A 22,789-nucleotide genomic window follows, 5' to 3' on the forward strand; every position below is an offset into this window, starting at 1 on the left:
TTGTTAATTTTTCTAATAACATACATATTGTACAACTCTTTTTTTTATTTCAAAAAAAAACAAACTTTATTTTTAAACGAAACTCAAAGCTTCGTGCCATTTAAAACAGAAGACAACAAAGAAATACAAATTGCTTTTATTATTAACAAAAATATCAAAATAGATGAAATCTCAATAGAAGACATTTACAAGATATATAATAATAAAATTTCGCATTGGGGAAGCATTTCAGATCAAGGAATTGACATTATACCCATTGTCAACTCACTTAGCAGTATATCTAACAAAGATATTCTAAAAACACTAATAAAAAACAATACATTTAAAAAAAAATACATAAAAATTGAACCATCTACAAAAAAAATGCTTCAAACCATAAACAGCACAATAGGCTCTATAAGCTATTTGACAAAAGAAGAATTTGAATCCCTAGATTTTAATTTATATCCCAATATTAAAGCTTTAAAAATAAAAACTATGTCTGTCCTAATAAGTAAAAAAACTTTAACAAAAAATGAAAATGAAATAATCAATACACTGGGTATTGATGAAATTGAAAAACTCATTAAAGGTAAAGAAAAATGGGTTAATTTAATATCAAAGGATATTGAATTAAGAATAATAAAATATTTTGATCAAGAAGAAAAAATAATAGAAACCATAGAAAAAACAGAAGGCTCACTAGCAATTGTACCTTGGCACTATTTTCAAAATCTTAAAGCACCCTTTATCAAAATGCATTACTTTACTAAAAGTAGTCCTTTGAATTTAAATTTCATATTATCTATTCCAAGAGATTCTGGTGCATATGGTGGAATTTCCTACTTAATCTTAAATACTTTTTATGTAATACTACTAACAACTGCTATTTCAATATGCATTGGAATAGGAACTGGCATAATGCTTGCTGAATACACTTCTAACAAAATATTTTATAAAATGCTATCTATGAGTGTTGACATATTGTCTTCAATTCCTGCAATAATTTTTGGACTTTTTGGACTAATATTTTTTGTTCCAATTTTTGGGATAGGAATACTCTCAGGAGCAATAACAAGCTCCCTAATGATATTACCAATGATTGTTAAAACAACCGAAGAAGCATTTAAAACAATCCCAAAATCATACAAATATGCTTCATTCGCCTTGGGAGCAAACAAAACAGAAACCATAATTTTAATTATGGTTCCAGCAGCTGCTCCTGGAATACTAACAGGAATGGTTCTTGCAATAGGTAGAGCTTTAGGGGAAACAGCTGTACTGCTTTTTACAATGGGAACAAACTTGGGACTTGCAACAAATTTAAATGAACCATCAAGAACATTAACTGTACACTTACTGATGCTATTTCAAGAAGGACACCTGGATAAAGGATTTGGAACAGCTTCAATACTTGTAATAATGATACTCATAATAAATTTAACATCAAAATTTTTAATAAATAAATTATATAGGATTAAATAAGTGGTAAAAGAAAAAGATAAACCGATAAACGAAATTATAATAGAAACAGAAAATCTCAATCTATTTTATGCAGACTTTAAAGCTTTAAAAGAAATAAATATTAAAATATTAAAAAATAGCATTACCTCTTTAATAGGTCCATCTGGCTGCGGCAAATCAACATTCTTAAGAACTCTCAACAGAATGAATGACCTTGTTGAAGGCATTAAAATAGAAGGCAATGTAATATATGAAGGGAAAAACATTTATTCAAACAATTTCGATATCCTAGAACTTAGAAGAAAAATAGGAATGGTCTTTCAAACACCCAACCCATTTTTAATGTCTATCTACGACAACATAAGCTATGGCCCAAAAATTCACGGAACAAAAGATAAAAACCAACTAGATGAAATAGTAGAACAATCACTAAAAAAATCTGCACTCTGGGAAGAGGTCAAAGACAAACTTCATACAAATGCCCTAAGTCTGTCAGGGGGACAACAACAAAGACTCTGCATTGCAAGAACTCTTGCAATAGAACCTAATGTAATACTAATGGATGAACCCACCTCTGCACTAGATCCAATATCAACAGGAAAAATTGAAGAACTAATAATAAACTTAAAAGAAAGTTACACAATAATCATTGTAACCCATAACATGCAACAAGCAGGAAGAATATCTGACAGAACCGCATTTTTCCTTAATGGATGCATTGAAGAAGAAAGCCCAACTGATGAACTATTCTTTAATCCTAAGAATGCTAAAACTGAAGAATATATCAGCGGAAAATTTGGATAACCTTAACCTAATGAAACATCAAGAAACATCATTAATGTAAAACCAATAACACCAAATATACTCGGCACTTTATTGTCAATGTCTTTTCTCTTAGCCTCAGGTATTAATTGTTCAATTGACACATAAATCATAGCTCCCGCTGAGAAAGCTAAAGCAAAAGGTAAAATTCGGGTAAAAGAATAAACAGCATAAGCTCCCATAAGTCCCCCTACAATTTCCACAAGTCCTGACATTTGACCATAGTTAAAGCATTTTAACAGAGCAACATTACCTCTTCTTAACGGGAGAGAAATAGCAGCTCCTTCCGGAATATTTTGAATGCCTATACCGAGTGTAAGAAGCATGGCCCCAACTAAAGTTTGAATATCTGGATTAGATGCTAAAGCTCCAAAAGCAACTCCAACAGCTAATCCTTCTGGAAAATTGTGCAAAGTAACAGCAGTAAAGAGTAAAAAATCTTTTTTACCATGTTTAGTCAAATCTTCATCAATAAAAGTAAGTTTATCAAGATCTGGAACAAATACATCTACAATATATATAAAAAATGCACCAACAAGAAATCCAAAAACAGCTGGCATCCAGGGAATGTATCCAAGCTCTTCAGCTCTTTCTATAGCTGGTTTAATAAGCGAAAAAAAACTAGCCGCTATCATAATGCCTGCTGAAAAGCCAAGCATAGCGTCCATTATTTTATTATCTACCTTTCTAAAGAAAAAAACTGCTGCTGCTCCAAAAGCTGTAGTAAACCAAGTGAAAGTAGAACCTAAAAGCCCCAATAATACAGGATGCAAAGTCAATAAATAATCTAAAATTGATTTTGTCATAAGACCCCCTATTAAAATAAATCAACAAATAATAAACAATTTTACTCATCAATCAAAACAGCTTTTATTCTTCTTACCCCTGAAGATGAGGATTGTTCTTTTTGTATTTTAAAAGTACCAAGTTCGTTGGTATTCTCTACATGAGGACCTCCACAAACTTCAAGTGAAAATCCATCTATCTCATAAACGCTCACCAAATTATCATATTTCTCCCCAAAAAGCGCCATAGCGCCTTTTTCTCGAGCCTCACTTAATTCCATTATAACTTTTTTTACAGATAAAGAATTTTTTATCTGTAAATTAACAATCTCTTCAACTTTTTTTATTTCATCATCTGTCATCTTTTCAGAATGAACAAAATCAAACCTTAATCGCTCAGCAGTAATATTGCTTCCTTTTTGCCTAACATGATCACCTAGTACTAATTGAAGTGCCTTATGAAGCAAATGAGTAGCTGTATGCAACTTGGTGGTCTCATAAGTATAATCAGCAAGCCCTCCTTTAAAGATTTTGTCACTCCCTTTCTTTGAAGCCTCTTGATGTTTTTTAAAATATTCATTAAAATCTGACTTATCAACATTAAAGCCATATTCAGAAGCAAGCTCTTCTGTTACTTCATATGGGAAACCATAAGTATCGTAAAGTTTAAAAGCAATATTGCCAGGAATAGTCTTGGAAGGTAAATTTCGTGTTATTTTAATGAATTCTTGCTCACCTTGAAATAAAGTTTTAAAAAACTTTTCTTCTTCTGTGCTCAATTCCTTTTTAATAAAATCTTTTTTTTCTGTTAATTCATTATAAAAAGATCTATAAATAGTCTCTACAGAATCAACAAGATCAGATAAAAAATGAGATTTTATTCCAAGCTTCTTCGCGTACCTAATAGAGCGCCTAATTAGCCTTCTTAAAACATATCCCTGACCCAAATTGGAAGGTAAAATAGCAGAACTATCAGCAAGAATAAAGCAAGCCGATTTAACATGATCAGAAATTATTCTAATATATCTATCATAGTCTTCTTTTTGTCCATAAATTTTACCAGAAATAGATTCTATTTTCTTTATTATAGGGATAAATGCATCTGTATCATAAACTGAAGATTTGCCCTGCAAAAAAGCAATTGTTCTCTCAAGCCCCATACCCGTATCAACACATTTTCGGTCCAGTTCTATGTAATTACCATTTTCGTCTTTATTGTATTGCATAAAAACATTATTCCAAATTTCAAAATACTTGCCACAAGAACACGTAATATTGCAATCAGCAGAACACTTATTCTTTCCAGTATCCACATATATTTCAGTATCTGGACCACAAGGTCCTTTAGATCCAACAGGACCCCAAAAATTATGATCTTTAGAAAGATAATATATTCTGTCTTTGGGAATACCTAAGCTCTCCCAAACTTTGGCCGTCTCTGTATCACGTGGAATCTCTTGATCGCCTTCAAAAACACTTACATAAAGACTGTCCTTTGAAATATTTAAATAATCAGAAGACGTCAAAAATTCAAAACTACACTTTACAGAATGCTCTTTAAAGTAAGCCCCAAGAGACCAATTTCCAAGCATTTCAAAAAAAGTTAAATGACTTAAATCACCAACCTCATCAATGTCACCTGTTCTTAAGCATTTTTGGACATTAACAAGCATATCTCCTGATGGATGTATTTCTCCAAGAAGATAAGGAATAAGGGGCTGCATGCCAGCTGTATTAAAAAGAACTGTAGGATCATTTTCAGGAACCAATGATTTACCCATTATTTCAAAATGTTTTTTTGATTTAAAAAAATCAATATATTTTCTACGCAACTCATCAAGTGTCATTAAATAAATTCCTCATTTTTTCTATATATTATTAAATCGCCTTTTAAAGTTAAATTTTTAATATAATTGATAAAAGATAGCGTCATAGTTTTTAAATCTTTTTTACTTATTTTTCCTAAGAAAGCTTCTTCATCTAAAATAATTTCTTTACGTCTTTTTGAAACATTTGAAAGTATTTTATCTTTAACCTCATCAGTTTTATCTTTAATAATAATTGCAATCTCTTTGTCTGTAAACTCTCTTAAAATATTATGTAAGTCATTATCCATAATTCTCAAGATTACATTTATATCAAATATTTTTTCTCGAATTTCGCTGTACACAGCAGGATTTAAATCTTTCATATTAATATTATTGAGCAGATTTTTCTCCTCATTAGAATCCATATAGCTTAAAATATCGACAAGTATCTTGGATCCATCAAGTTTATCTGTCTTAAGACACCCTTGCATCTTAAATCTATCCTTAAGCTTATTTGAAATTGCCTCTATTGTCTCCATGCTCAATTGCCTTGGTTTAGCAAGATCTTTTACAAATTCTCTTCTATCTTTTTCTTCTAGCATTGAAAAAACATACTTTTTCTGATCTTTATTTAAATAATTATATAATATGACAAGCGTTTTAATATTCTCATCTTTAATTAATGCCCAAAGTTGTTCATGCTCAATTTGAGACAAATAATCAAAAGGAATAAAAATATCATTGCCAGTAACTTTTTTATAAATTGATTTTGCTTTAGATTTCCCTAACGTTTTATTTAACAATTCATAAGCAAAATTATCATCAACTTTAACATATCTTTTTTGATTTCTTAACAACTCTTCAAATTCTTTAATAATATGATCTTTTTCTTCTGGAGAAATATAACTAATCTTTGAAATTTCTCTAGTAATTAAGATTATATCTGAATCATCAAGTTCAGACATAATCTTTGCAGATTTTTCAAGCCCAATAGCCAAAAAATATTTTGCAATCTTTGTAACCTTACTCTCTTTACGAATAAACCCCGGATTTAAATCTTTAATACTATTGGGGTTGGTCTCAGCAGGCACTTTATTTTTATTACCTTTAATAAGATTTATCCAAGATCTGAGCATAGAACCTTGAATCTCTGAATCTGAAAAGTTTTTATTTAAACTTAAAGTATCAATTTCTTCAATGGTTTTTTTGCTTAAATTTTTAGTATTTTTATACTTAGAAAGCCTAGGATCCTGCATAAATTTCATCTCTTCTAATGTTTGTAAGAACTAGTAAATTGGGATGCTCTTTAAGAAGTCTGGCTGGACATTCATTGATAGAGGTATTAAAACTTAAAAAATTTTCTAAAGCACGCTTTTTATCAATACCCATAAATAACAAAACAACTGCTTTTGAATTAAACAAAGACTTTGGCGTCAAGCTTATTCTTTTGCTAGGGAATTTAGGAGAATTGTATTCATACTGATAGCCTTCTATATCTGAAAACAAGAGTTTTCTTGAGGGGAAAAGCGATGCAATGTGGCCATCCTCACCAACAGAAACTAAAATAAAATCAAAAATACTAAACCTAGAATTAAATTCAATATTATAGTCATGAATAGCTGTAGTTTCATCTATTTCGTTATAAAAAAAAGCATGAAACTTGGAAGCGCTTATTAAATTTTTTTCAACCATTTTGGAAAAAAAATGTCTATTTAAAAGATTATAATTGCTATTCTCGTTATCCAATGGAACACACCGCTCATCAACCAAAAAAAAATGTGATCTTCTAAAAGAAAAATTTTGTTCAAGAAAAACACTTAAAAAAGTAAGGATACTTCGACCACCACAAATTCCAATACTTGTGTATTTATCTTTATCTATATTCATATTAAAAAAATCAAAAAATCTATTTTTTAAATAATTCTCTTCATCAGAATATAAAAACTCCATTTAATTTCCCTTAGTACATATTAATCTAAATAATAAAACAATAGTTACAAAAATTTTTAATATTTTTAACGATAAAGTTTTTTTTACATAATCTTCATTAAATCCGCATTTAATAAAAAAATTTTTGATCTTATTATTAGATAAATTTAAGTTATTTTCTTTAATGTTGTCATTAACAACATTAATACTTAAATCATATTGTAAATTCCAACTCGAAGATGTTAAAAAGATTTCTTTTTCGCTTGTGCCCCTAACTGGAATGTAGCTACCATTCTTAGTATTAATGTTTTTTCTTTTGTAAGAAATTATAATTAACAATGCTAGGAAAAGTAGTAAAAAAAATAAATCCTTTTTCCAAAGCATATAACAATTCCTCCTAAAAAAAGAACAAATAATTGTTAAATTAGCTCGTTTATTCTAACATATTATGTAATGTTAATAAATCGTAAAATATCCATAGCTCCAATGGTAAACATTACAGACGAGCATTTTAGGTATTTAATAAGGCTATTATCAAAAAAAGTTGCATTATATACCCCAATGATTTCTGCAAAGTCAATAATTATGGGGGATTTAAAAAAAATTGTAAAACAAGCACCATTAGAATCTCCAATTGCAATTCAAATAGCAACAAACTCTAAAAACGATGCTCTTAAAGCCATTAAAATTCTTGAAAAACACTTCAATTTTGATGAATACAATCTTAATGTTGGATGTCCATCTCTAAAAATCCAAAATGCAAACTACGGGGCTTGCCTAATGAGAGATGCTAATAAAGTAGGTGAAATTTTAAAAACAATGAAAGAAGGCACAAATAAGCCTATTTCAATTAAACATAGACTAGGCGTTAGACTTTTACCTAGTGATTACAAAAACGAAAATTATTCTGAGGTAAAAAACTTTGTCAAAATAATCTCAGATTTTGGTATCAAAAATTTTATTGTACATGCAAGAGTTGCAATATTAAAAGGATTTTCCCCTAAAAATAATAGAAATATCCCCAAATTAAGACATGAATTTGTATATAATCTAAAAAAAGAGAATAAAAATTTATTTATTGAAACAAACGGAGGAATAAACAACTTAGAGCAAATCAAAAAACACTTATCTGTTGTTGATTCTGTAATGATTGGAAGAAGTGCATTTGAAAATCCATACTTTATTGCAAACGCTTCAAGAGAGTTTTTAAACGAAACTGATAAAATTCCAACAAGAAAAGATATATTGATGCAAATGGTAGAATACATTAAAGAATACGAAAATTACTTGTCAATAAATATATTATTCAAGCATCTTATGGGAATCGTATTTTCCAAAGAAGGAGCTAAAAAATTTAGACAAAACTTAACAGCACCATTTCCAAAAAACTTAAAAAAACATGAAATATTGCTAAAAGCTATAGAAACATTGCCAGAAAAAATACTAAATTCTAATTCTTAAAAGGAATATAATCGAAACCTGTATACTTAACCAAACTTTTTGGAATTCTAACTCCTCCTTTTTCATCTTGAAAGTTTTCAAGTATGGAAATAATAACTCTAGTTGTAGCTATTGCTGTTCCATTTACCATGTGTGCAAATTTATTTTGCCCATCTTTATCTTTATATCTAATCTTAAGCCTTCTTGACTGATAATCTGTACAATTTGAAGTTGAAGTTACCTCCCCATAACTGCCCTTACCGTCTCTTCCGGGCATCCATGCTTCAATATCATATTTTTTATAAGCTGGGGCACCAAGATCAAAAGCACAAATATTTAAAACTCTATAAGGAATCTCAAGTTCAGTAAAAATTTGCTCTTGAATACTTAAAAATTCGTCATGAATAACCTCAGACTCTTCCGCTTTGCAAAAACAAAACATCTCTACCTTGCTAAACTGATGAACTCTGTAAAGACCTTTTGAAAGCTGGCCATATGCTCCGGCTTCTTTTCGAAAACAATGTGAAAATCCTGCCATTCTTATTGGCAAAGTCAAATCTATTATTTTATTATAATAGTAACCACCAAGCGTAATTTCAGAAGTACCTACAAGATATTTATCTGTACCTTCAATCTTATAAATATTGCTTTCGTTACCACGAGGATTAAAACCAATACCATCAGCTATAAACTCTCTTGCAACATCAGGAGTAATAAAAACATTAAAACCCTTTTCTCTTAATTTATTCAAAGAGAAATTAATAAGAGCAATTTCTAAAAAAACTGCCTCATTTTTAAGATAATAAAATTTACTACCGCTAACCTCGCGTGCTCTGTCAAAATCTAGAAGATCTAAATCTCTACCAAGTTCTAAATGATTTTTTGGCTTAAAATCAAAGCTTGGAACAGTTCCCACTTTTTTTATCTCAAAGTTATCTTCCTCGCTATTACCAATAGGCACATCGGGCGACAAAATATTAGGTACACGCTTATTTTCAAGATCAAAATTAAAAGATACTCTCTCAAGCTCTTCTTCTAGATCAAAAAGCTGTTTTTTTAAAATTTTTCCGGTTTCTACTAAAGAGATTTTTAAAACCTTGTCAAGATTTTTTACCATTTTAGAAGCATTTTCATTTTTTTTCGCATTAAGCTCACTAATTTTAGTAATTATTTTTTTTCTTTTATCGTCAAGATAAATTAACTTATCAATATCTAAAACAAGGCCCCTTGCATTAATACTTTTCTTAACAAGACCAAGATTATCTCTAATAAATTTCAGATCAAGCATCTTATCTCCTAAGATATGTCTTAAGTAAAATTTTTAAACAAAATTACAAATAATATTAATTCATATCAAGGTTATTATATAATATCTTATAGCAGGATTAGAATAAATCTGCAGGGAGACATCGTATGCTAAGTTTAAGAACAATAAAGGCAGCTTTTGTGTTAATATCTACATTAATGATCTTTAATGGATGCGAAAAAAAAATAACTAAGATCAATTTTAAAGATATTAACTCAAATAGCACCAAAATGGATTCTTTAATAATAAATTCAATGAACTCAAAAAAAGAATCAAAATTTTACGAATACAACATTAGAATACCTAAATTAATAATCGAAGGGAAAGACAAGGGGAATCTAGAGGAATTAAATAATGAAATTAATGAACATGTAAGTCAAATTGTAACAAGGCTTGACATTGTTAGTAACGAGCTTAAACCTGAGGATAAAAAATTTAGCTTAAAAATAGACTACGAAATTTACTATGGATACAATACTTATACAATAATACTTACTTCAACTCAAGAAATCCATGACAGCCCTATTACAAATTGCAGAAGCTATTACATTAAAGACACAGGAAATTATATTCATAATATTGACAACATAATCAAAACAGATGAAGCATTCCCATTTTTTATAAAAAAAATTAAAGGAAAAATCTTGCCTAACGAATTAATATTTGACTTACAACAAGCAGTAATTTACTTTGAAAACAAAAAAATTATTATTAAATTTCCTGAATATACATTTAAACTAGACGACACAGAGGAATATCAAAACATATTTGAATTTAATGAAAGCGAAATAGCACAATTTGTAAAATAAGGATTAAAGTCACGAATGAAAAAGAAAAAAATTTTTAAACTAATTTCAAAAACTTATCTAGAAGAATATGATGCAGAAGGGTCTTATTTTAAACATGAAAGCGGTCTTGAAGTATTTCACTTAAAAAGCGATTCTTTTAAAGAAAATGCATTTTGCATAGCTTTTAAAACAATCCCTTCAAACAATACAGGGGTTGCACACGTTTTAGAACACACAATTTTTTGCGGTTCTAACAAATATAGAATAAAAGACCCATTTCTTTACCTATTAAAGGGAAGCCTAAACACATTTTTAAATGCAATGACGTTTCCAGACAAAACAATCTATCCAGCAGCATCCACAATTGAAAAAGACTATTTTAATTTATTTAATATCTATGCCGATTCTATCTTTCAACCATTGCTTAAAAAAGAAGCATTTATGCAAGAAGGATACAATATAAATCCAAAAGATTTTAAAGTTTCTGGAATTGTCTTTAATGAAATGAAAGGCAATTACTCAAACAAAAATTCTCTAATCAACGAAATAGCGATTAGTTCTCTTTTTGAAGAAGGAGCATATAAATACGATTCGGGCGGAATCCCAACAAACATTATTGATCTAACCTATGAAAGTTTTTTAGATTTTTATCAAAAATATTATACACTTGAAAACTGCAAAATATTTTTATTTGGCAACACTCAGACTGAAAAAAATCTAAATTTCATTGAAAAGTATATAATAAGACCTTATAAAAAAGAAAAAAGCAATGTTAATATTGATATAAACCCCGCCAAGAGATGGGAAAAGGGGAAAAAATTAACATACAAAATTCCTAAAGAAAACGATAATACTCTTGGGGTATACGCAATAAATTGGCTTTGCACAGAAATTAACAATATTGAAGACAGCATTGGTCTTGAAATTCTCTCAGAAATACTCTTAGATGATTCTTGTTCATTTACAGTTAATATCTTAAAAAGCGGAATTGGCGAAGATATAGCACATATTAGCGGAATTAATACAGATTTAAAAGAATCTGTTTTTTCATTTGGACTTCAAAATGTTGTTGAAAAAAAAGAAAAAGAATTTAAAAATTTAATTTTTAGTGAGCTTAAAAATTTAGTAAAAAATAAAATTCCAAAAGAGCTAATAAAAGGAATTCTTTTTGGCTACGAATTCGCCCTAAAAGAAGAAAAAGGACAAAATCTCCCCATCGACCTAATGATAAAAAGTTTCAAAGGATGGCTAAACGGTATGCATCCGGCCGAAACGTTAAAAACAAGCCACTATATAAATGAAATTGAAAATAAATTGGAAAAAGGAATTTATTATTTCGAAAATTTAATCGAAAAATATCTAATATGCAACAATCACTATACATTAATAAGCTTTATTCCATCATACGACACAGAAAAAGAAATGGAAGAAAAAATTGAAAAAAAAATAATGGCAAAAGAAATTGAAATTAAACAAAATCCAGAAAAATTTTTACAATTTAAAAAAGATTTTAATCAGTTTAAAAAATATCAAAATAAAAAAGACTCTAAAGCAGATATAGCAAAACTTCCTTTGCTAAAAATAGAAGATTTACCAAAACAAATAGAAAAAAGTTTAGATCTTAACGAAATAAAAGAGCTTAATCTGCATTCTTTTAAATTTAAGAATAACAATATTTTTAACGTAAACTTATTTTTTAAACTAAATTTTTTAGAAAAAGAAGATTATATATACTTATCTTTATTTAAAAGAGCTCTCCAAGATTTGTCTACAAAAAACTATTCTTACATAGATATTAACAATAAAATACAAAATACTTTGGGACAAATAAATATATCTGAAAGTTATGACGAGGATATTAATGGAAACATTTTGAATTTATTTAATATTGGCTTTAAATCTTTTAACCATAAAGTTAAAGAATCATTTGAACTGATTAAAGAAATTTTAATCAATATTAACTTTCATGATTATGAGAGATTAAAAGAAATAATACTAAGCTTGAAAAACGATTTTAAATCATTATTAATCCCAAAAGGACATCTTTTAGCAATATTAAGGGCCAAGTCAAAGCTAAAATTAAATGAATATTTAAAAGAATTGCAAAATGGAATAACAGGTAGAGAATTTTGGCAAAAAATAAAAACAGATACTGAGTCTTTAAAAGAAATTGCAAACAAATTAGACAATTTAAAAAATAAAATAATTTTAAAAAACAATCTATCCACACTAATAATAGGAAACACTGACGATGTTCTTAAGAACTTAGAAAATGAATTGTTTAATCTAAAAGAAAGCCTAAAAGAAAATAATTATTACAACGAATTGCTCAATATTGAAATAAACAATAAAACATTAAAAGAAATAATAATTATCCAATCAAAAGTAGCTTTCAATGCTATATGTTTCCCTAGTTACAAAATCAACGATGAAAATTATCCAAAAGCAAATTTCTTAGAACATATATTAAGAAGTGGGATTTTTTGGGAAAAGATAAGGGTAATGGGCGGTGCGTACGGAGCAAGCGCATCAATCACTAACGGAATTTTCTCTTTTGCATCCTACAGAGACCCTAACTTCATTAAAACGTATTTGGCTTTTGAAAATTCTTTAGAAGAATTGGCTAAAAATAAACTGGAAAATGAAGAAATTTATACCTATTTGATAGGTTTAATAGGAACTAACATCTATGTAAAAACCAAAGCTACAGAAGCTTTGCAAAGCTATAAAAGAAAAATGTTAAATATTAGCGATAGTTTAAGGCAAGATATTCGAAATGCCTACTTTACAATTACACCCCAAGACATTAAAGAAATATCCGAAAAGGTTCTAAAACAAATAAAACAACATAGTAGCATTACATCTTTAGTAAATAATCAAAAATATGAAGAAGAAAAAAACAACCTGGAAAAATTAATAGGGAAAGAATATAATTTAAAAAAAATTTATTAATATTTTCTCAAAATTTAATGCAAAAATAACTAATTTTTAGGACTTTTTATATCTTTTATTAAATTTATCAATTCTTCCTGCTGCATCCACAAACTTTTGTTGACCAGTATAAAAAGGATGCGATTTGCTTGTAATCTCCACAGTAATTAATGGGTATTCCTTTCCATCAATATATTTAATAGTTTCCTTTGAATTCAAAGTAGACCTAGTTAAAAACATTGCTCCATTTGACCCGTCTTTAAATACAACTAAATTATTTTTAGGATGTATATCTTTTCTCATAAAACCTTCCTCTTAAACCTTCACTAAAGTTTAATTAATCCAGAGCATATTTTAAATTACATTAAAAATAATGTCAATTTATTTAATTACCATTGCTCATTGTCTTTAAAAAAATTTCATTATTTTTACTTTTTTTCATCTTTTCTATTAGAACTTCAACTCCCTCATAATCATCAACACCCCCGAGTATCCTTCTAATAAGTAAAATTTTAGAACGCTCCTCTTCACTAAGAAGTAACTCTTCTTTTCTTGTCCCTGATTTTTTAATATTAATAGCAGGAAAAAGCCTTCTGTCTGCCAAACTTCTATCAAGAATTAATTCCATATTACCAGTACTTTTAAATTCTTCAAAAATAACTTCATCCATTTTACTACCAGTATCAACCAAAGCAGTAGCTATAATAGTTAAACTCCCCCCTTCTTCAATATTTCTAGCAGATCCAAAAAATCTCTTTGGCTTATGTAAAGCATTAGAATCTACTCCGCCTGACAAAATCTTGCCAGAAGTTGGCATAGTTTGATTATATGCCCTTGCAAGCCTTGTAATAGAATCAAGCAAAATAACAACGTCTTTTTTGTTTTCAACAAGCCTTTTTGCCTTTTCAATAACCATTTCTGCCACCTGGACATGTCTGCTAGCTTGCTCATCAAAATTAGATGCAATTACTTCACCTTTGACACTACGAATCATATCTGTAACTTCTTCTGGTCTCTCATCAATAAGCAATATCATCAAAATAACATCCGAATAATTAGTAGTTATTGCATTAGCTATTTTTTGGAGCAAAGTGGTCTTTCCCGCTTTTGGGGGAGAGACTATTAAAGCCCTTTGCCCCTTACCTATAGGTGAAAAAAGATTAATAAGCCTTGTAGAAATATTACAATTTTCATATTCAAGATTCAATTTAATATTGGGATAAAGAGGAGTTAAATTATCAAAAGGTATTCTGTTTTGAGCAAACGTGGGATCTTGATTATTAATAGATTTAATTTTAACCATAGCAAAAAATCTCTCACCATCTCTAGGCGATCTAATTTGGCCATATAAAATATCTCCCGTTCTTAAATTAAAAAGTCTAATCTGAGAAGGAGAGACATAAACATCATTCCCTCCTGAAAGATAAGAATTCGATGCCGTTCTCAAAAACCCATAACCATCACTAAGAACATCAAGCACGCCTGTAAATAAAACATCAATATTATTCTCACTTAATATTTTTACCAATAAAAATATTAATTCTGTTTTTTTCATTGTTACAGCAATAGTATGATTGGTCCCAAGCCCTTCAACAACTTTTCTAACCTCTGTAATTGGCTTATCATAAAGTTTTTCAATCTCTACATAATCTTTACCATTAAAAAACTTGATGATATTACTTTGCTCTAAAGTTTTAATGTTATTTTCTAAACCAGAAGCAGAAATATCATAATCAAACTCAGAAAGTACTACACCGTTTGAATCCTTTGTACCACTTAAACCTGCAGATTTTGTCAAGCTATATGTAGAATCCTTTTTAGCAACAACTTTAATTACCTTTTTTTTTGAATTATCTTCAATCTTCAACTCTTTAGAAACATCCAATCGCCTTATTTCACCTTCTAAATCAAATCCACCATTTTTTTTATCCATATTTTCCTCTAAGAATTAAATTTTTTAAGAAAGGATTTTATAAAAATCTACTTATTATTAATTAATAAAAAACACCGACCTATTGCAAAGTATCTTTTATTTGTGAAACAGTGAAAGAAAATAAGTCTACAATTTCATTAGACTTTATCATTTCACACTTACCATCAAAAATTATATTATCATTAATAAATATTTTTTTTGTTTTTATATCCCCATATATTTTACAACCGCTATTTAAATAAACTTTACTAGCAGCATTGACATTCCCCTTCAAAATTCCTTCTACTATTAATGTATCACAAATTACCACGTTGGTGATGACCTTACTATTCTTGCCAATGAAAAGCACACCCCCTTTTGAAGATATTTCACCCTCAAAAGAAGAATCAAGATACAAAGTTCCTTCAAATTTTAATTTTCCTCTAAAAGTTAAACTCGAATCAAGCTTACAATCCCATTTATAAGAATCTACCATATTAACCGGCATTCAACCTTTAATACTCCACACTCTCTCTTTTAAATCCTTGCCTGGACGAAAATACGCAACATTATGATCTAAAACCTTAACATATTCTCCTGTTTGAGGATTACGCGCGTTTAAACGTCCCTTTCTTTTCCTAACTTCAAATGTACCAAAAGATCTAAACTCAATAACATTATTCGAACAAAGATTACTTTTAAGCTCTTCAAAAAAAGCATCTATTACAAGTCTTATGTATTTTTTTTCTAATTTTAGATTATTATTTCTGATATTCAAAGATATTTGATTAACAATGTCTGACTTAGTAACCTTTGGTCTTCTTGAAAAAGACATAAACTAATTTCCTTACTTTAACAGCAAAACATTTAAACGAGATTTTTTTCTAGCAGCTTTATTTTTATGAATTATTTGCTTTCTAGCAGCAGTATCTAGTTTTTTTGCAACAAACTTAAAAAATTCAATAGCTTCGTCTTTCTTGCCCGCTTTAATCATGTTGATACAGCGCTTTTCTATTGTTTTTAACTCACTTTTTACACTTACATTTCTAATCTTTCTTTTTAAATTTTGACGAGAGCGCTTCAATGCAGATGCATTTTTTCTCAAGTTATACTCCTTAATAATATTATCAAATAATAAACTTAATATATCAACTAATTTAAATATAGTCAATCAAAGCTTTAAGTTAATTCAGCATAATAGTTTTGATCAATATATTCAAAAACCTTTTGCATGGAATAAGAAATTTTTTTATTCAAAATATATACTTTTTTTATTGAATGATTCCCCTTATAGGAAAAGCATAAATAATTTTTACCGTTAAATTCAAATTCTCTAGCAATAAAAATTTTTTCAAAAAATTCATAAAAATAAACTTCACTTTTAAAGAGCCTCCTTTCACAAATTGAATCTTTCCTAAATTCGTAAAATAACACTATATTACTAATAACTGAAAAATCACCTAACAAAACTTTAATGTCAATAAAACAAATAAATAAAAAAATAAATATATTGCTTAATGAAATATAGTAAACAAATAAACTAATCATAATGCGAGCTAAAAACATGCAAAGATAAGTATAAGACAAATAATACCTTATTGGAAAATTTTCCAATTTTGAAATAAACAAATCTTTTCTTTTAAATTTAAGCTCTTTGAATAATTCACTCGAACCATTGCCTATCAAAAAATAAACTTTAATCTTTTTTTTATTTTTTAATTTCAAAATCAAAACATTGTCTGACAATCTTTTTTCAAGAGAAATAATGTCATCAAAATCAAAATTATAGCTTAAAAAAATACCCTTGTAATAAATCTTAGATCCCCTAAAAAAGACAGAACAAAAATATTTTAAATAAAAAAGGATTACAAAAAAATTTACTAAAAGAAGTGCTAGAACAAAGTAAAAAAAACTTGTACCATAAAAACCTGAATAAATCAAGCAAATAACAATGTTAAAAACAAATAAACTAATTAATTTTACATTATTGAAAAATAAATTACCCATAATATAAAATAAATCTAAACATTAAATTTAAAAAAGATTACATCCCCATCTCTTACAAGATATTCTTTGCCTTCAATTCGAACAAGTCCTTTTTCTTTTAGTTTTTGAACACTTTGAAATTTAAACAAATCTTCAAAAGAATAAATCTCTGCTTTAATAAAACCCCTCTCAAAATCACTATGAATTATTCCAGCAGCTTCAGGAGCTTTCATACCCTGTTTGAATGTCCAAGCTCTAACTTCTTGTAAGCCTGCTGTAAAATAGGTTCTAAGCCCTAAAGTATAATAAGCTTTTTTAATTAAATTACTAAGGCCGCTATCATTTATTCCAAATAATTCTAACATTTCTTTTTTATAAGATATATCCTTTATTTGAGCAAGCTCTGCTTCAATTTTGGCACATAAAATTAAAAAATCATTCCCTTCTTTTAAAGCAAGATTTTTTACAATATCTGTATATTTATTGCCGCTAAGTGAATTTTCATCAACATTACAAACATATAAAACTTTTTTAAAAGTCAAAAGGTTTAATGATCTAACAAAGTTATATTCAAAATCATCAAATTTAAAATCAGAAGCAGGATTCATATTATTTAAATGGCCTTCAAGTCTTTTTAGCATTAAAACAATTGTCTTAGCAGATTCACTAATTTTTTTATCAGCACTTTTAATATTTTTTTCTTGTTTTTGAAGACTTTTTTGGACAGTTTCAAGATCCGATAGACAAAGTTCAACATTGATTGTAGTTATATCTCTCTCCGGATTAATATCGTCATCAATATGAATAACATCTTTTTCTTCAAAACATCTTACAACATGAACAATAAGAGAAACTTCACGAATATTGGCCAAGAATTTATTACCAAGCCCCTCGCCTGTGGATGCTCCCTTAACAAGGCCTGCAATATCTACAAATTCCATAACAGCCGGAATAATTTTGCGCGTAACAATACACTCTGAGATTTTTAAAAGCCTTTCATCAGGAATTTCCACTATTCCTATATTTGGCTCAATAGTACAAAAAGGATAATTCGCAATCTCAACCTTAGATGATGTTAACGATGAAAATAAAGTAGATTTGCCCACATTAGGAAGCCCCACAATTCCTGCATTAAGTCTCATAACTTAACCCTCTAATAAAATCAAAAAACAATCTAATTGATAAAATATGCAAACTCCCCTCTTCCTGTCTGTTGATTTATGTTTGCTTCAACAGATAAATTAAAATATTTATTAGGCTCTTGAGAACCTGGATAATAATATTCTAGTAAATAAGTGCCTGTCTTTTGCTCTAAAATTAAATCATAAACTTTAGAGACTCCTTCATAAGATGAAAAAGGAATTATAGCACCACCTGTCTCATTAACTAAATACTGAAGCTTGCTATTAACAGGATTGTTGCCAAACAATATTAAGTAAAACCTTATATCATTATTTTTATAATAACTTACTATTGTATCTAAAGAATATTTTTCAAAAGCTTTACGATTTAAAATGCCACCACTAAAATAAACTACTGCTCGTCTTGAGCTTTTTGACATAAGCCCAGAGCCTGCTAACTTCAAACTAACATCTGTCTTTACAGCATCTGTACTATAAGGACCAAGAGAACTTGTGTTTTTAATGCTACTTGTCAAACTTTCAATATTATCTATAATGGGCACATTTGTTGAATTTATAAAACTAAAATTTTTATTTTTTGATGATTCTATTAAAGCATTTAAACCCATAATTTGATCTAAATCATAATTTTTCATATAAGAAGATTTATCAAAAACAACTGCTATATTAATGTCTTTTGAAGCATTTACATTGTAAGCTACTTTCGGGTTGACGATATAATAATTTTCATTTGCAATTGAAAAATTTTCACTTTTAAGCCCAACAATTGGCGATCCACTTTTACTACTTACATTAAGCTCAACATAAATTTTAGGCCCTCCAAGCCTAACTATTCTTCTAACATCAACATTTAAACTGTCATAAAGACTTGTATCACTCTTGTAAACTGAAACCTTGGCATTATTAAAATCTGAAACAATCATCTGATTATTGGCATCCAAAACAGATGAGGAAATTTTAGAATTCAATTTATCTGCTTTTAAAATTTTTGTAATTGTCTTTTTAGCAATGTTGTAATTATAAACACCATCCTTTGAAGATACTATAACATTGTTGCCTGCAGAATCACTGCTAAGTCCCTCCATTCCTTCAATAGAAGTAAAAACTGAATACAAATGATTACCACTAGTATCAAAAACTTCAATAGTATTTCTAAGAGAATCTGCAACGTAAATATTTTCATTTAAATAAGTAATACCTGTAGGACCTAAAAGGCCCTTATAACCAGAAGTTCTAGAACCAAAATGAAGGATAAAATCACCATCAAGCCCGAACTTACTCACTCTTTTATTTCCCCACTCACTCACATAAATATAGTTTCTCTTATCAATAGCCATATACTGAGGAGCAAGCAATTCCCCATCTTTTGTACCTTTTCCCCCAATAGATTTCTTTTTAACTCCAAGAACTTTGTCATAAACACCAATTTCATCACTTGAATAAAGAGTTACATAAAGTAAATTATTAGCTTCAATAACATCATAAGGTGATTTCAAATAACTAAATCCATTTTTAACTAAAGTATTAACATTATTATTAACATCAAAATACAATATTTCATTACCTACAAAATTAACAGCGTAATATCCACCGTACTTATCAGCCCTCAAAGATGTAATCTGATACCCATGTGGCCTTTTGTAAATAGAATTGTCAAGAGATGCAACTTTTACAAGTTTTTTAAAATTAAGCTCATAATTTGAAAAAATACCTCTCCTTTGCTCAATAGTAGAAATCAAATGCCTAAGATAGGGAACCTTATAGCCTTGATCTTTTAAATTTCTCCATTCCATTAAAGCTTCTTCAACATAACCAAGCCTATAATAAACATTACCAATCCAAAAGTGATAATCAAGGTTATTAGGATCAAAACTTAAAATTTTTTTAAAAGATAAAAGAGCATCATCATAAATTCCATTATTATAGGAATTGAGAGCCCATTTAAACTCTTCTTGAGCATCTTTGTTGGTGACTATTCCTTGGGCATGCAAACTAAAAAGATTTAAAAAAAATAAACCAATAATACCAAAAATTAACATAATTCCCTTTACTCTTTAAAGACCTATTACAAGCAGAAAATTTTCAAAAATAATACAAAAAAATAATGCTATCATATAAAATGCATATAAAATTATTAATGATAATATTAAATATATTGCATTATTACATCACTAATAATAATAGTAAAAAAGAGGGAAAATGAAAACTAGATACTTTTGCCTAGCCATATTTTCAGGAATTCTTACAACACTTGCAATTCCAAATGAAATTAAAGAAACAGGATATTCAACCCTAGGATTTGTTGCATATGTGCCGCTTTTTATAGCCTTAAACAAACTAAAAGATAAAAAAACATTAATAGGTTTAACAGTATTTTACTTCTTAATAGCCAACAGCTTGCAAAATTTTTGGCTTGGATTTTTTCATGCATTTGGATGGATTACATTCATTGGAGTAGTCATAGGATACATTCCATATTCATTAACTTTGGGTTATTTTCTTTATCACTCTTTAAAAAGCTTTAAAAATAAGACAATAATAATAGCAATGCTTTTCACATTTTATGATTATTCAAGATCAATTGGATTTTTAGCGTATCCCTGGGGACTTGGAGCTTTCACTGTAAATAACTTTAACAATTTAATTCAAGTAGCAGACATTTTTGGCGTATTTTTTGTATCATTTGCAGTCTATTTTTTAAACTCTGGAATTGCAAGCTTTTTAATCCACAAAAACAAAACTAATTTGCTAAACACAATATTTCCAATATTACTAATATTAACATCTTTTACTTATGGAATGCTTAAAAAAATAGAACTAAAAAGCTTACTAGCAAAAGAAATAGATAGTCTAGATATTGCAGCTATTCAGCTTAACACTGATCCTTGGTTACCTGGAAATGACGAAAAGGGAATAAAAGATTCTATTGAAATTACAGAACAAGCCTTAAAAGAAAATCCAAAAATAGAATTTGTAATCTGGAGCGAAGGAGTGCTAACCTACCCTTTTAGTAAAGAAAACCAGTACTTTAAAAATAACTACTTACATAATGAACTGAAAAATTTTATAAAAGAAAGAAAAATCCCATTTGCCATTGGGGCTCCCTCAAATGTCGACAAAACTATAGGAATTCAACAAAATTCTATTTATATGATAGAGCCAAACCTCAACATTGCAAACATATACTCTAAAATATTCTTAGTCCCTTTTGCGGAAAAAATTCCCTTTTACGAATATAAATTTATAAGAAACTTTTTTTTAAAAAATTTTAGAATCTTGGGGCAGATTGAAGGGAATAAAATTGAAATATTAAAATTGAAAAAATTTAAATTTGCTCCTTTAATATGTTATGACGATGCATTTCCAGAACTTTCAAGATTTTATAAAACCCAAGGCGCCAATACATTGCTAAATTTTTCAAATGACTCTTGGTCAAAAACAAATTCAGCAGAATGGCAACACTTTGTTGTAGCTAAATTTAGAAGCATTGAAAATGGAATTAAAACCATTAGAGCTACAAACTCGGGAATTACTGCAATCATAAACGAATACGGAGAAAGCATTAGAACATTAGAAACTTTTAAAAAAGGCTACTTATTATCAATAGTAAAACTGTCCCCAACATTTACAACTATTTATGAAAAAATTGGAGACTTATTTGTACATATGCTAATAATAATGTTTTTAATTACAACGCTAAGATTTCACTTTATAGAAGACAAAAACCAATTATTGTTATCTTCTGTAGTAAAAATTAAAGTCTGATGTTCTTTCCAAAATGGAAAATTTTTAGTAATATCATTTTTTTTGGCACTCACGTTAACAGCAAAAGAAGTATCGTTGGATTTTGAAATTTTCAAAGACTTTAAATCGTAGTAATCATCAACTGACAAATACTCTAACTCATCAGCATCAATCTTAGATGAAGCACTTGATAAAGATGATATAAAATCATTTTTTGATTCAAATTGACCCATAACATTAACTTTATCTGCAACAACAGAGTCAAACAAATCAAAGTTTCGAGAAATTAAAGCTCTTGCAAACTTTCCAAATTGAAATTTAATAATCTTATCTTGATTTTTACTTCTCTCTCTTTGAGCAATATATTCTATTTTAGGAGCATTTGTAAAATCATTTATTTCTATTTTTTCGTGCACTATTCCAGGTATCTCCTCAAGCTTAACATCTTCAAGCATAACAACCTTGAAACTTTCATCTTTCATCTTAGCATCAAGCTCTTTAACTGCAAGCTTGATGTTAGTTTCCTTTTTCAAACCTGGATAAATCTTTAAAGCTTTTGCTTGGAAAAGCTTTCCCTTTTTAACCTTACCAACGTTTATATACCTTTGACCAACTTCATAATAAAAAATAGCAAGCTCTTTTTGCTTATCAACATAAGAAGAACTACCTTGAGCAAACAAATTCAAAAAAACAAAAGAACATAAAAAACATAGAAGAAATAATCTTCCCATAAGAACCTCCATTAACACTCAA

The 22,789-nt window shown here is 28.5% G+C and carries 21 protein-coding genes; 6 read left to right on the forward strand and 15 right to left on the reverse strand.

Annotated elements, in window-relative coordinates; translation table 11 throughout:
* Window positions 1-27: 27 nt before the first annotated feature.
* Both pstA and pstB read left to right on the forward strand, forming a co-directional pair.
* Window positions 28-1,464, forward strand: a complete 1,437-nt coding sequence (gene pstA / locus DB723_RS01070) for a phosphate ABC transporter permease PstA (protein ID WP_151552913.1) — start codon at window positions 28-30, stop codon at window positions 1,462-1,464.
* The gene (gene pstB / locus DB723_RS01075; protein WP_151551507.1) at window positions 1,465-2,247 is read left to right on the forward strand and encodes a phosphate ABC transporter ATP-binding protein PstB; all 783 of its coding nucleotides are present in this window, start codon (window positions 1,465-1,467) and stop codon (window positions 2,245-2,247) included. It begins immediately after the preceding gene.
* Window positions 2,248-2,249: 2 nt separating this feature from the next.
* Here the strand turns inward: pstB and DB723_RS01080 are convergent, their stop codons facing one another.
* The 5 genes from DB723_RS01080 to DB723_RS01100 are packed head-to-tail and all read right to left on the reverse strand — an operon-like array spanning window position 2,250 to window position 7,171.
* A complete protein-coding gene (locus DB723_RS01080; RefSeq protein ID WP_151551509.1) occupies window positions 2,250-3,071 on the reverse strand; it encodes a ZIP family metal transporter in 822 nt (273 codons plus the stop codon).
* Between the two features lie 41 nt (window positions 3,072-3,112).
* Window positions 3,113-4,897, reverse strand: coding sequence for an alanine--tRNA ligase (locus tag DB723_RS01085; RefSeq protein ID WP_151551511.1), 1,785 nt, complete (start codon window positions 4,895-4,897; stop codon window positions 3,113-3,115).
* Window positions 4,897-6,114, reverse strand: coding sequence for a flagellar motor switch protein FliG (locus DB723_RS01090; RefSeq protein WP_151551512.1), 1,218 nt, complete (start codon window positions 6,112-6,114; stop codon window positions 4,897-4,899). Before DB723_RS01090 ends, DB723_RS01085 begins: the two co-directional genes overlap by 1 nt.
* Window positions 6,101-6,808 carry a 6-phosphogluconolactonase gene (locus DB723_RS01095; RefSeq protein WP_151551514.1) on the reverse strand — a complete coding sequence of 236 codons (708 nt, stop codon included), beginning with the start codon at window positions 6,806-6,808 and terminating at the stop codon, window positions 6,101-6,103. The genes DB723_RS01090 and DB723_RS01095 overlap by 14 nt, the downstream gene beginning before the upstream one ends.
* Window positions 6,809-7,171: an SIMPL domain-containing protein gene (locus DB723_RS01100; RefSeq protein WP_228459387.1), complete on the reverse strand. Its 363-nt coding sequence runs from the start codon at window positions 7,169-7,171 to the stop codon at window positions 6,809-6,811.
* A gap of 69 nt (window positions 7,172-7,240) precedes the next feature.
* Here DB723_RS01100 and dusA point away from each other — a divergent pair, with 69 nt between their 5' ends.
* Entirely contained in the window at window positions 7,241-8,248 is a 1,008-nt protein-coding gene (gene dusA / locus DB723_RS01105; RefSeq protein WP_151551516.1) for a tRNA dihydrouridine(20/20a) synthase DusA, read from the forward strand.
* On the opposite strand, the gene serS is transcribed toward dusA, so the two are convergent.
* Window positions 8,238-9,515 (reverse strand): serine--tRNA ligase, encoded by a 1,278-nt coding sequence (serS, locus tag DB723_RS01110; RefSeq protein ID WP_151551518.1) that lies wholly within the window; start codon window positions 9,513-9,515, stop codon window positions 8,238-8,240. The two genes, dusA and serS, sit on opposite strands and share 11 nt — an antisense overlap.
* Before the next feature lie 125 nt (window positions 9,516-9,640).
* Here serS and DB723_RS01115 point away from each other — a divergent pair, with 125 nt between their 5' ends.
* Together DB723_RS01115 and DB723_RS01120 are read left to right on the forward strand one after the other, a co-directional pair.
* Window positions 9,641-10,342 carry a hypothetical protein gene (locus DB723_RS01115; protein ID WP_151551520.1) on the forward strand — a complete coding sequence of 234 codons (702 nt, stop codon included), beginning with the start codon at window positions 9,641-9,643 and terminating at the stop codon, window positions 10,340-10,342.
* Window positions 10,343-10,357: 15 nt separating this feature from the next.
* A complete protein-coding gene (locus DB723_RS01120; protein ID WP_151551522.1) occupies window positions 10,358-13,273 on the forward strand; it encodes an insulinase family protein in 2,916 nt (971 codons plus the stop codon).
* A gap of 36 nt (window positions 13,274-13,309) precedes the next feature.
* On the opposite strand, the gene DB723_RS01125 is transcribed toward DB723_RS01120, so the two are convergent.
* The 8 genes from DB723_RS01125 to DB723_RS01160 all read right to left on the reverse strand — a co-directional run bounded on the left by DB723_RS01125 (window position 13,310) and on the right by DB723_RS01160 (window position 20,331).
* On the reverse strand, window positions 13,310-13,555 hold the full coding sequence (locus DB723_RS01125; protein ID WP_151551523.1) for a type B 50S ribosomal protein L31: 246 nt from the start codon (window positions 13,553-13,555) through the stop codon (window positions 13,310-13,312).
* An 82-nt stretch (window positions 13,556-13,637) separates the two neighbouring features.
* Window positions 13,638-15,185 carry a transcription termination factor Rho gene (rho, locus tag DB723_RS01130; protein ID WP_151551525.1) on the reverse strand — a complete coding sequence of 516 codons (1,548 nt, stop codon included), beginning with the start codon at window positions 15,183-15,185 and terminating at the stop codon, window positions 13,638-13,640.
* Between the two features lie 79 nt (window positions 15,186-15,264).
* Entirely contained in the window at window positions 15,265-15,672 is a 408-nt protein-coding gene (locus DB723_RS01135) for a bactofilin family protein (protein ID WP_151551526.1), read from the reverse strand.
* On the reverse strand, window positions 15,673-15,999 hold the full coding sequence (locus DB723_RS01140) for an HU family DNA-binding protein (protein ID WP_151551528.1): 327 nt from the start codon (window positions 15,997-15,999) through the stop codon (window positions 15,673-15,675).
* A 12-nt stretch (window positions 16,000-16,011) separates the two neighbouring features.
* On the reverse strand, window positions 16,012-16,269 hold the full coding sequence (rpsT, locus tag DB723_RS01145) for a 30S ribosomal protein S20 (protein WP_151551530.1): 258 nt from the start codon (window positions 16,267-16,269) through the stop codon (window positions 16,012-16,014).
* Between the two features lie 74 nt (window positions 16,270-16,343).
* The gene (locus DB723_RS01150) at window positions 16,344-17,171 is read right to left on the reverse strand and encodes a hypothetical protein (protein WP_151551531.1); all 828 of its coding nucleotides are present in this window, start codon (window positions 17,169-17,171) and stop codon (window positions 16,344-16,346) included.
* 14 nt (window positions 17,172-17,185) lie between these two features.
* Window positions 17,186-18,292: a redox-regulated ATPase YchF gene (gene ychF, locus DB723_RS01155; RefSeq protein ID WP_151551532.1), complete on the reverse strand. Its 1,107-nt coding sequence runs from the start codon at window positions 18,290-18,292 to the stop codon at window positions 17,186-17,188.
* Window positions 18,293-18,324: 32 nt separating this feature from the next.
* A complete protein-coding gene (locus DB723_RS01160; protein ID WP_151551534.1) occupies window positions 18,325-20,331 on the reverse strand; it encodes a hypothetical protein in 2,007 nt (668 codons plus the stop codon).
* A 160-nt stretch (window positions 20,332-20,491) separates the two neighbouring features.
* Between DB723_RS01160 and lnt the strand changes: the two genes are divergently transcribed.
* Window positions 20,492-22,057 carry an apolipoprotein N-acyltransferase gene (gene lnt, locus DB723_RS01165; protein ID WP_151551535.1) on the forward strand — a complete coding sequence of 522 codons (1,566 nt, stop codon included), beginning with the start codon at window positions 20,492-20,494 and terminating at the stop codon, window positions 22,055-22,057.
* Here lnt and DB723_RS01170 read toward each other — a convergent pair.
* On the reverse strand, window positions 21,997-22,767 hold the full coding sequence (locus DB723_RS01170; RefSeq protein ID WP_151551537.1) for a hypothetical protein: 771 nt from the start codon (window positions 22,765-22,767) through the stop codon (window positions 21,997-21,999). The genes lnt and DB723_RS01170 overlap by 61 nt on opposite strands.
* Between the last annotated feature and the right edge of the window lie 22 nt (window positions 22,768-22,789).

The organism is Borrelia maritima, from assembly GCF_008931845.1.
GTDB classification, from domain to species: domain Bacteria; phylum Spirochaetota; class Spirochaetia; order Borreliales; family Borreliaceae; genus Borreliella; species Borreliella maritima.

Coding starts and splice junctions, on each gene's coding strand:
- DB723_RS01080 (WP_151551509.1), bottom strand. CDS start 3,071: ATGACAAAATCAATTTTAGATTATTTATTGACTTTGCATCCTGTATTA.
- DB723_RS01085 (WP_151551511.1), bottom strand. CDS start 4,897: ATGACACTTGATGAGTTGCGTAGAAAATATATTGATTTTTTTAAATCA.
- DB723_RS01090 (WP_151551512.1), bottom strand. CDS start 6,114: ATGCAGGATCCTAGGCTTTCTAAGTATAAAAATACTAAAAATTTAAGC.
- DB723_RS01095 (WP_151551514.1), bottom strand. CDS start 6,808: ATGGAGTTTTTATATTCTGATGAAGAGAATTATTTAAAAAATAGATTT.
- DB723_RS01100 (WP_228459387.1), bottom strand. CDS start 7,171: ATGCTTTGGAAAAAGGATTTATTTTTTTTACTACTTTTCCTAGCATTG.
- dusA (WP_151551516.1), top strand. CDS start 7,241: ATGTTAATAAATCGTAAAATATCCATAGCTCCAATGGTAAACATTACA.
- serS (WP_151551518.1), bottom strand. CDS start 9,515: ATGCTTGATCTGAAATTTATTAGAGATAATCTTGGTCTTGTTAAGAAA.
- DB723_RS01115 (WP_151551520.1), top strand. CDS start 9,641: ATGCTAAGTTTAAGAACAATAAAGGCAGCTTTTGTGTTAATATCTACA.
- DB723_RS01120 (WP_151551522.1), top strand. CDS start 10,358: ATGAAAAAGAAAAAAATTTTTAAACTAATTTCAAAAACTTATCTAGAA.
- DB723_RS01125 (WP_151551523.1), bottom strand. CDS start 13,555: ATGAGAAAAGATATACATCCTAAAAATAATTTAGTTGTATTTAAAGAC.
- rho (WP_151551525.1), bottom strand. CDS start 15,185: ATGGATAAAAAAAATGGTGGATTTGATTTAGAAGGTGAAATAAGGCGA.
- DB723_RS01135 (WP_151551526.1), bottom strand. CDS start 15,672: ATGCCGGTTAATATGGTAGATTCTTATAAATGGGATTGTAAGCTTGAT.
- DB723_RS01140 (WP_151551528.1), bottom strand. CDS start 15,999: ATGTCTTTTTCAAGAAGACCAAAGGTTACTAAGTCAGACATTGTTAAT.
- DB723_RS01150 (WP_151551531.1), bottom strand. CDS start 17,171: ATGGGTAATTTATTTTTCAATAATGTAAAATTAATTAGTTTATTTGTT.
- ychF (WP_151551532.1), bottom strand. CDS start 18,292: ATGAGACTTAATGCAGGAATTGTGGGGCTTCCTAATGTGGGCAAATCT.
- DB723_RS01160 (WP_151551534.1), bottom strand. CDS start 20,331: ATGTTAATTTTTGGTATTATTGGTTTATTTTTTTTAAATCTTTTTAGT.
- lnt (WP_151551535.1), top strand. CDS start 20,492: ATGAAAACTAGATACTTTTGCCTAGCCATATTTTCAGGAATTCTTACA.
- DB723_RS01170 (WP_151551537.1), bottom strand. CDS start 22,767: ATGGGAAGATTATTTCTTCTATGTTTTTTATGTTCTTTTGTTTTTTTG.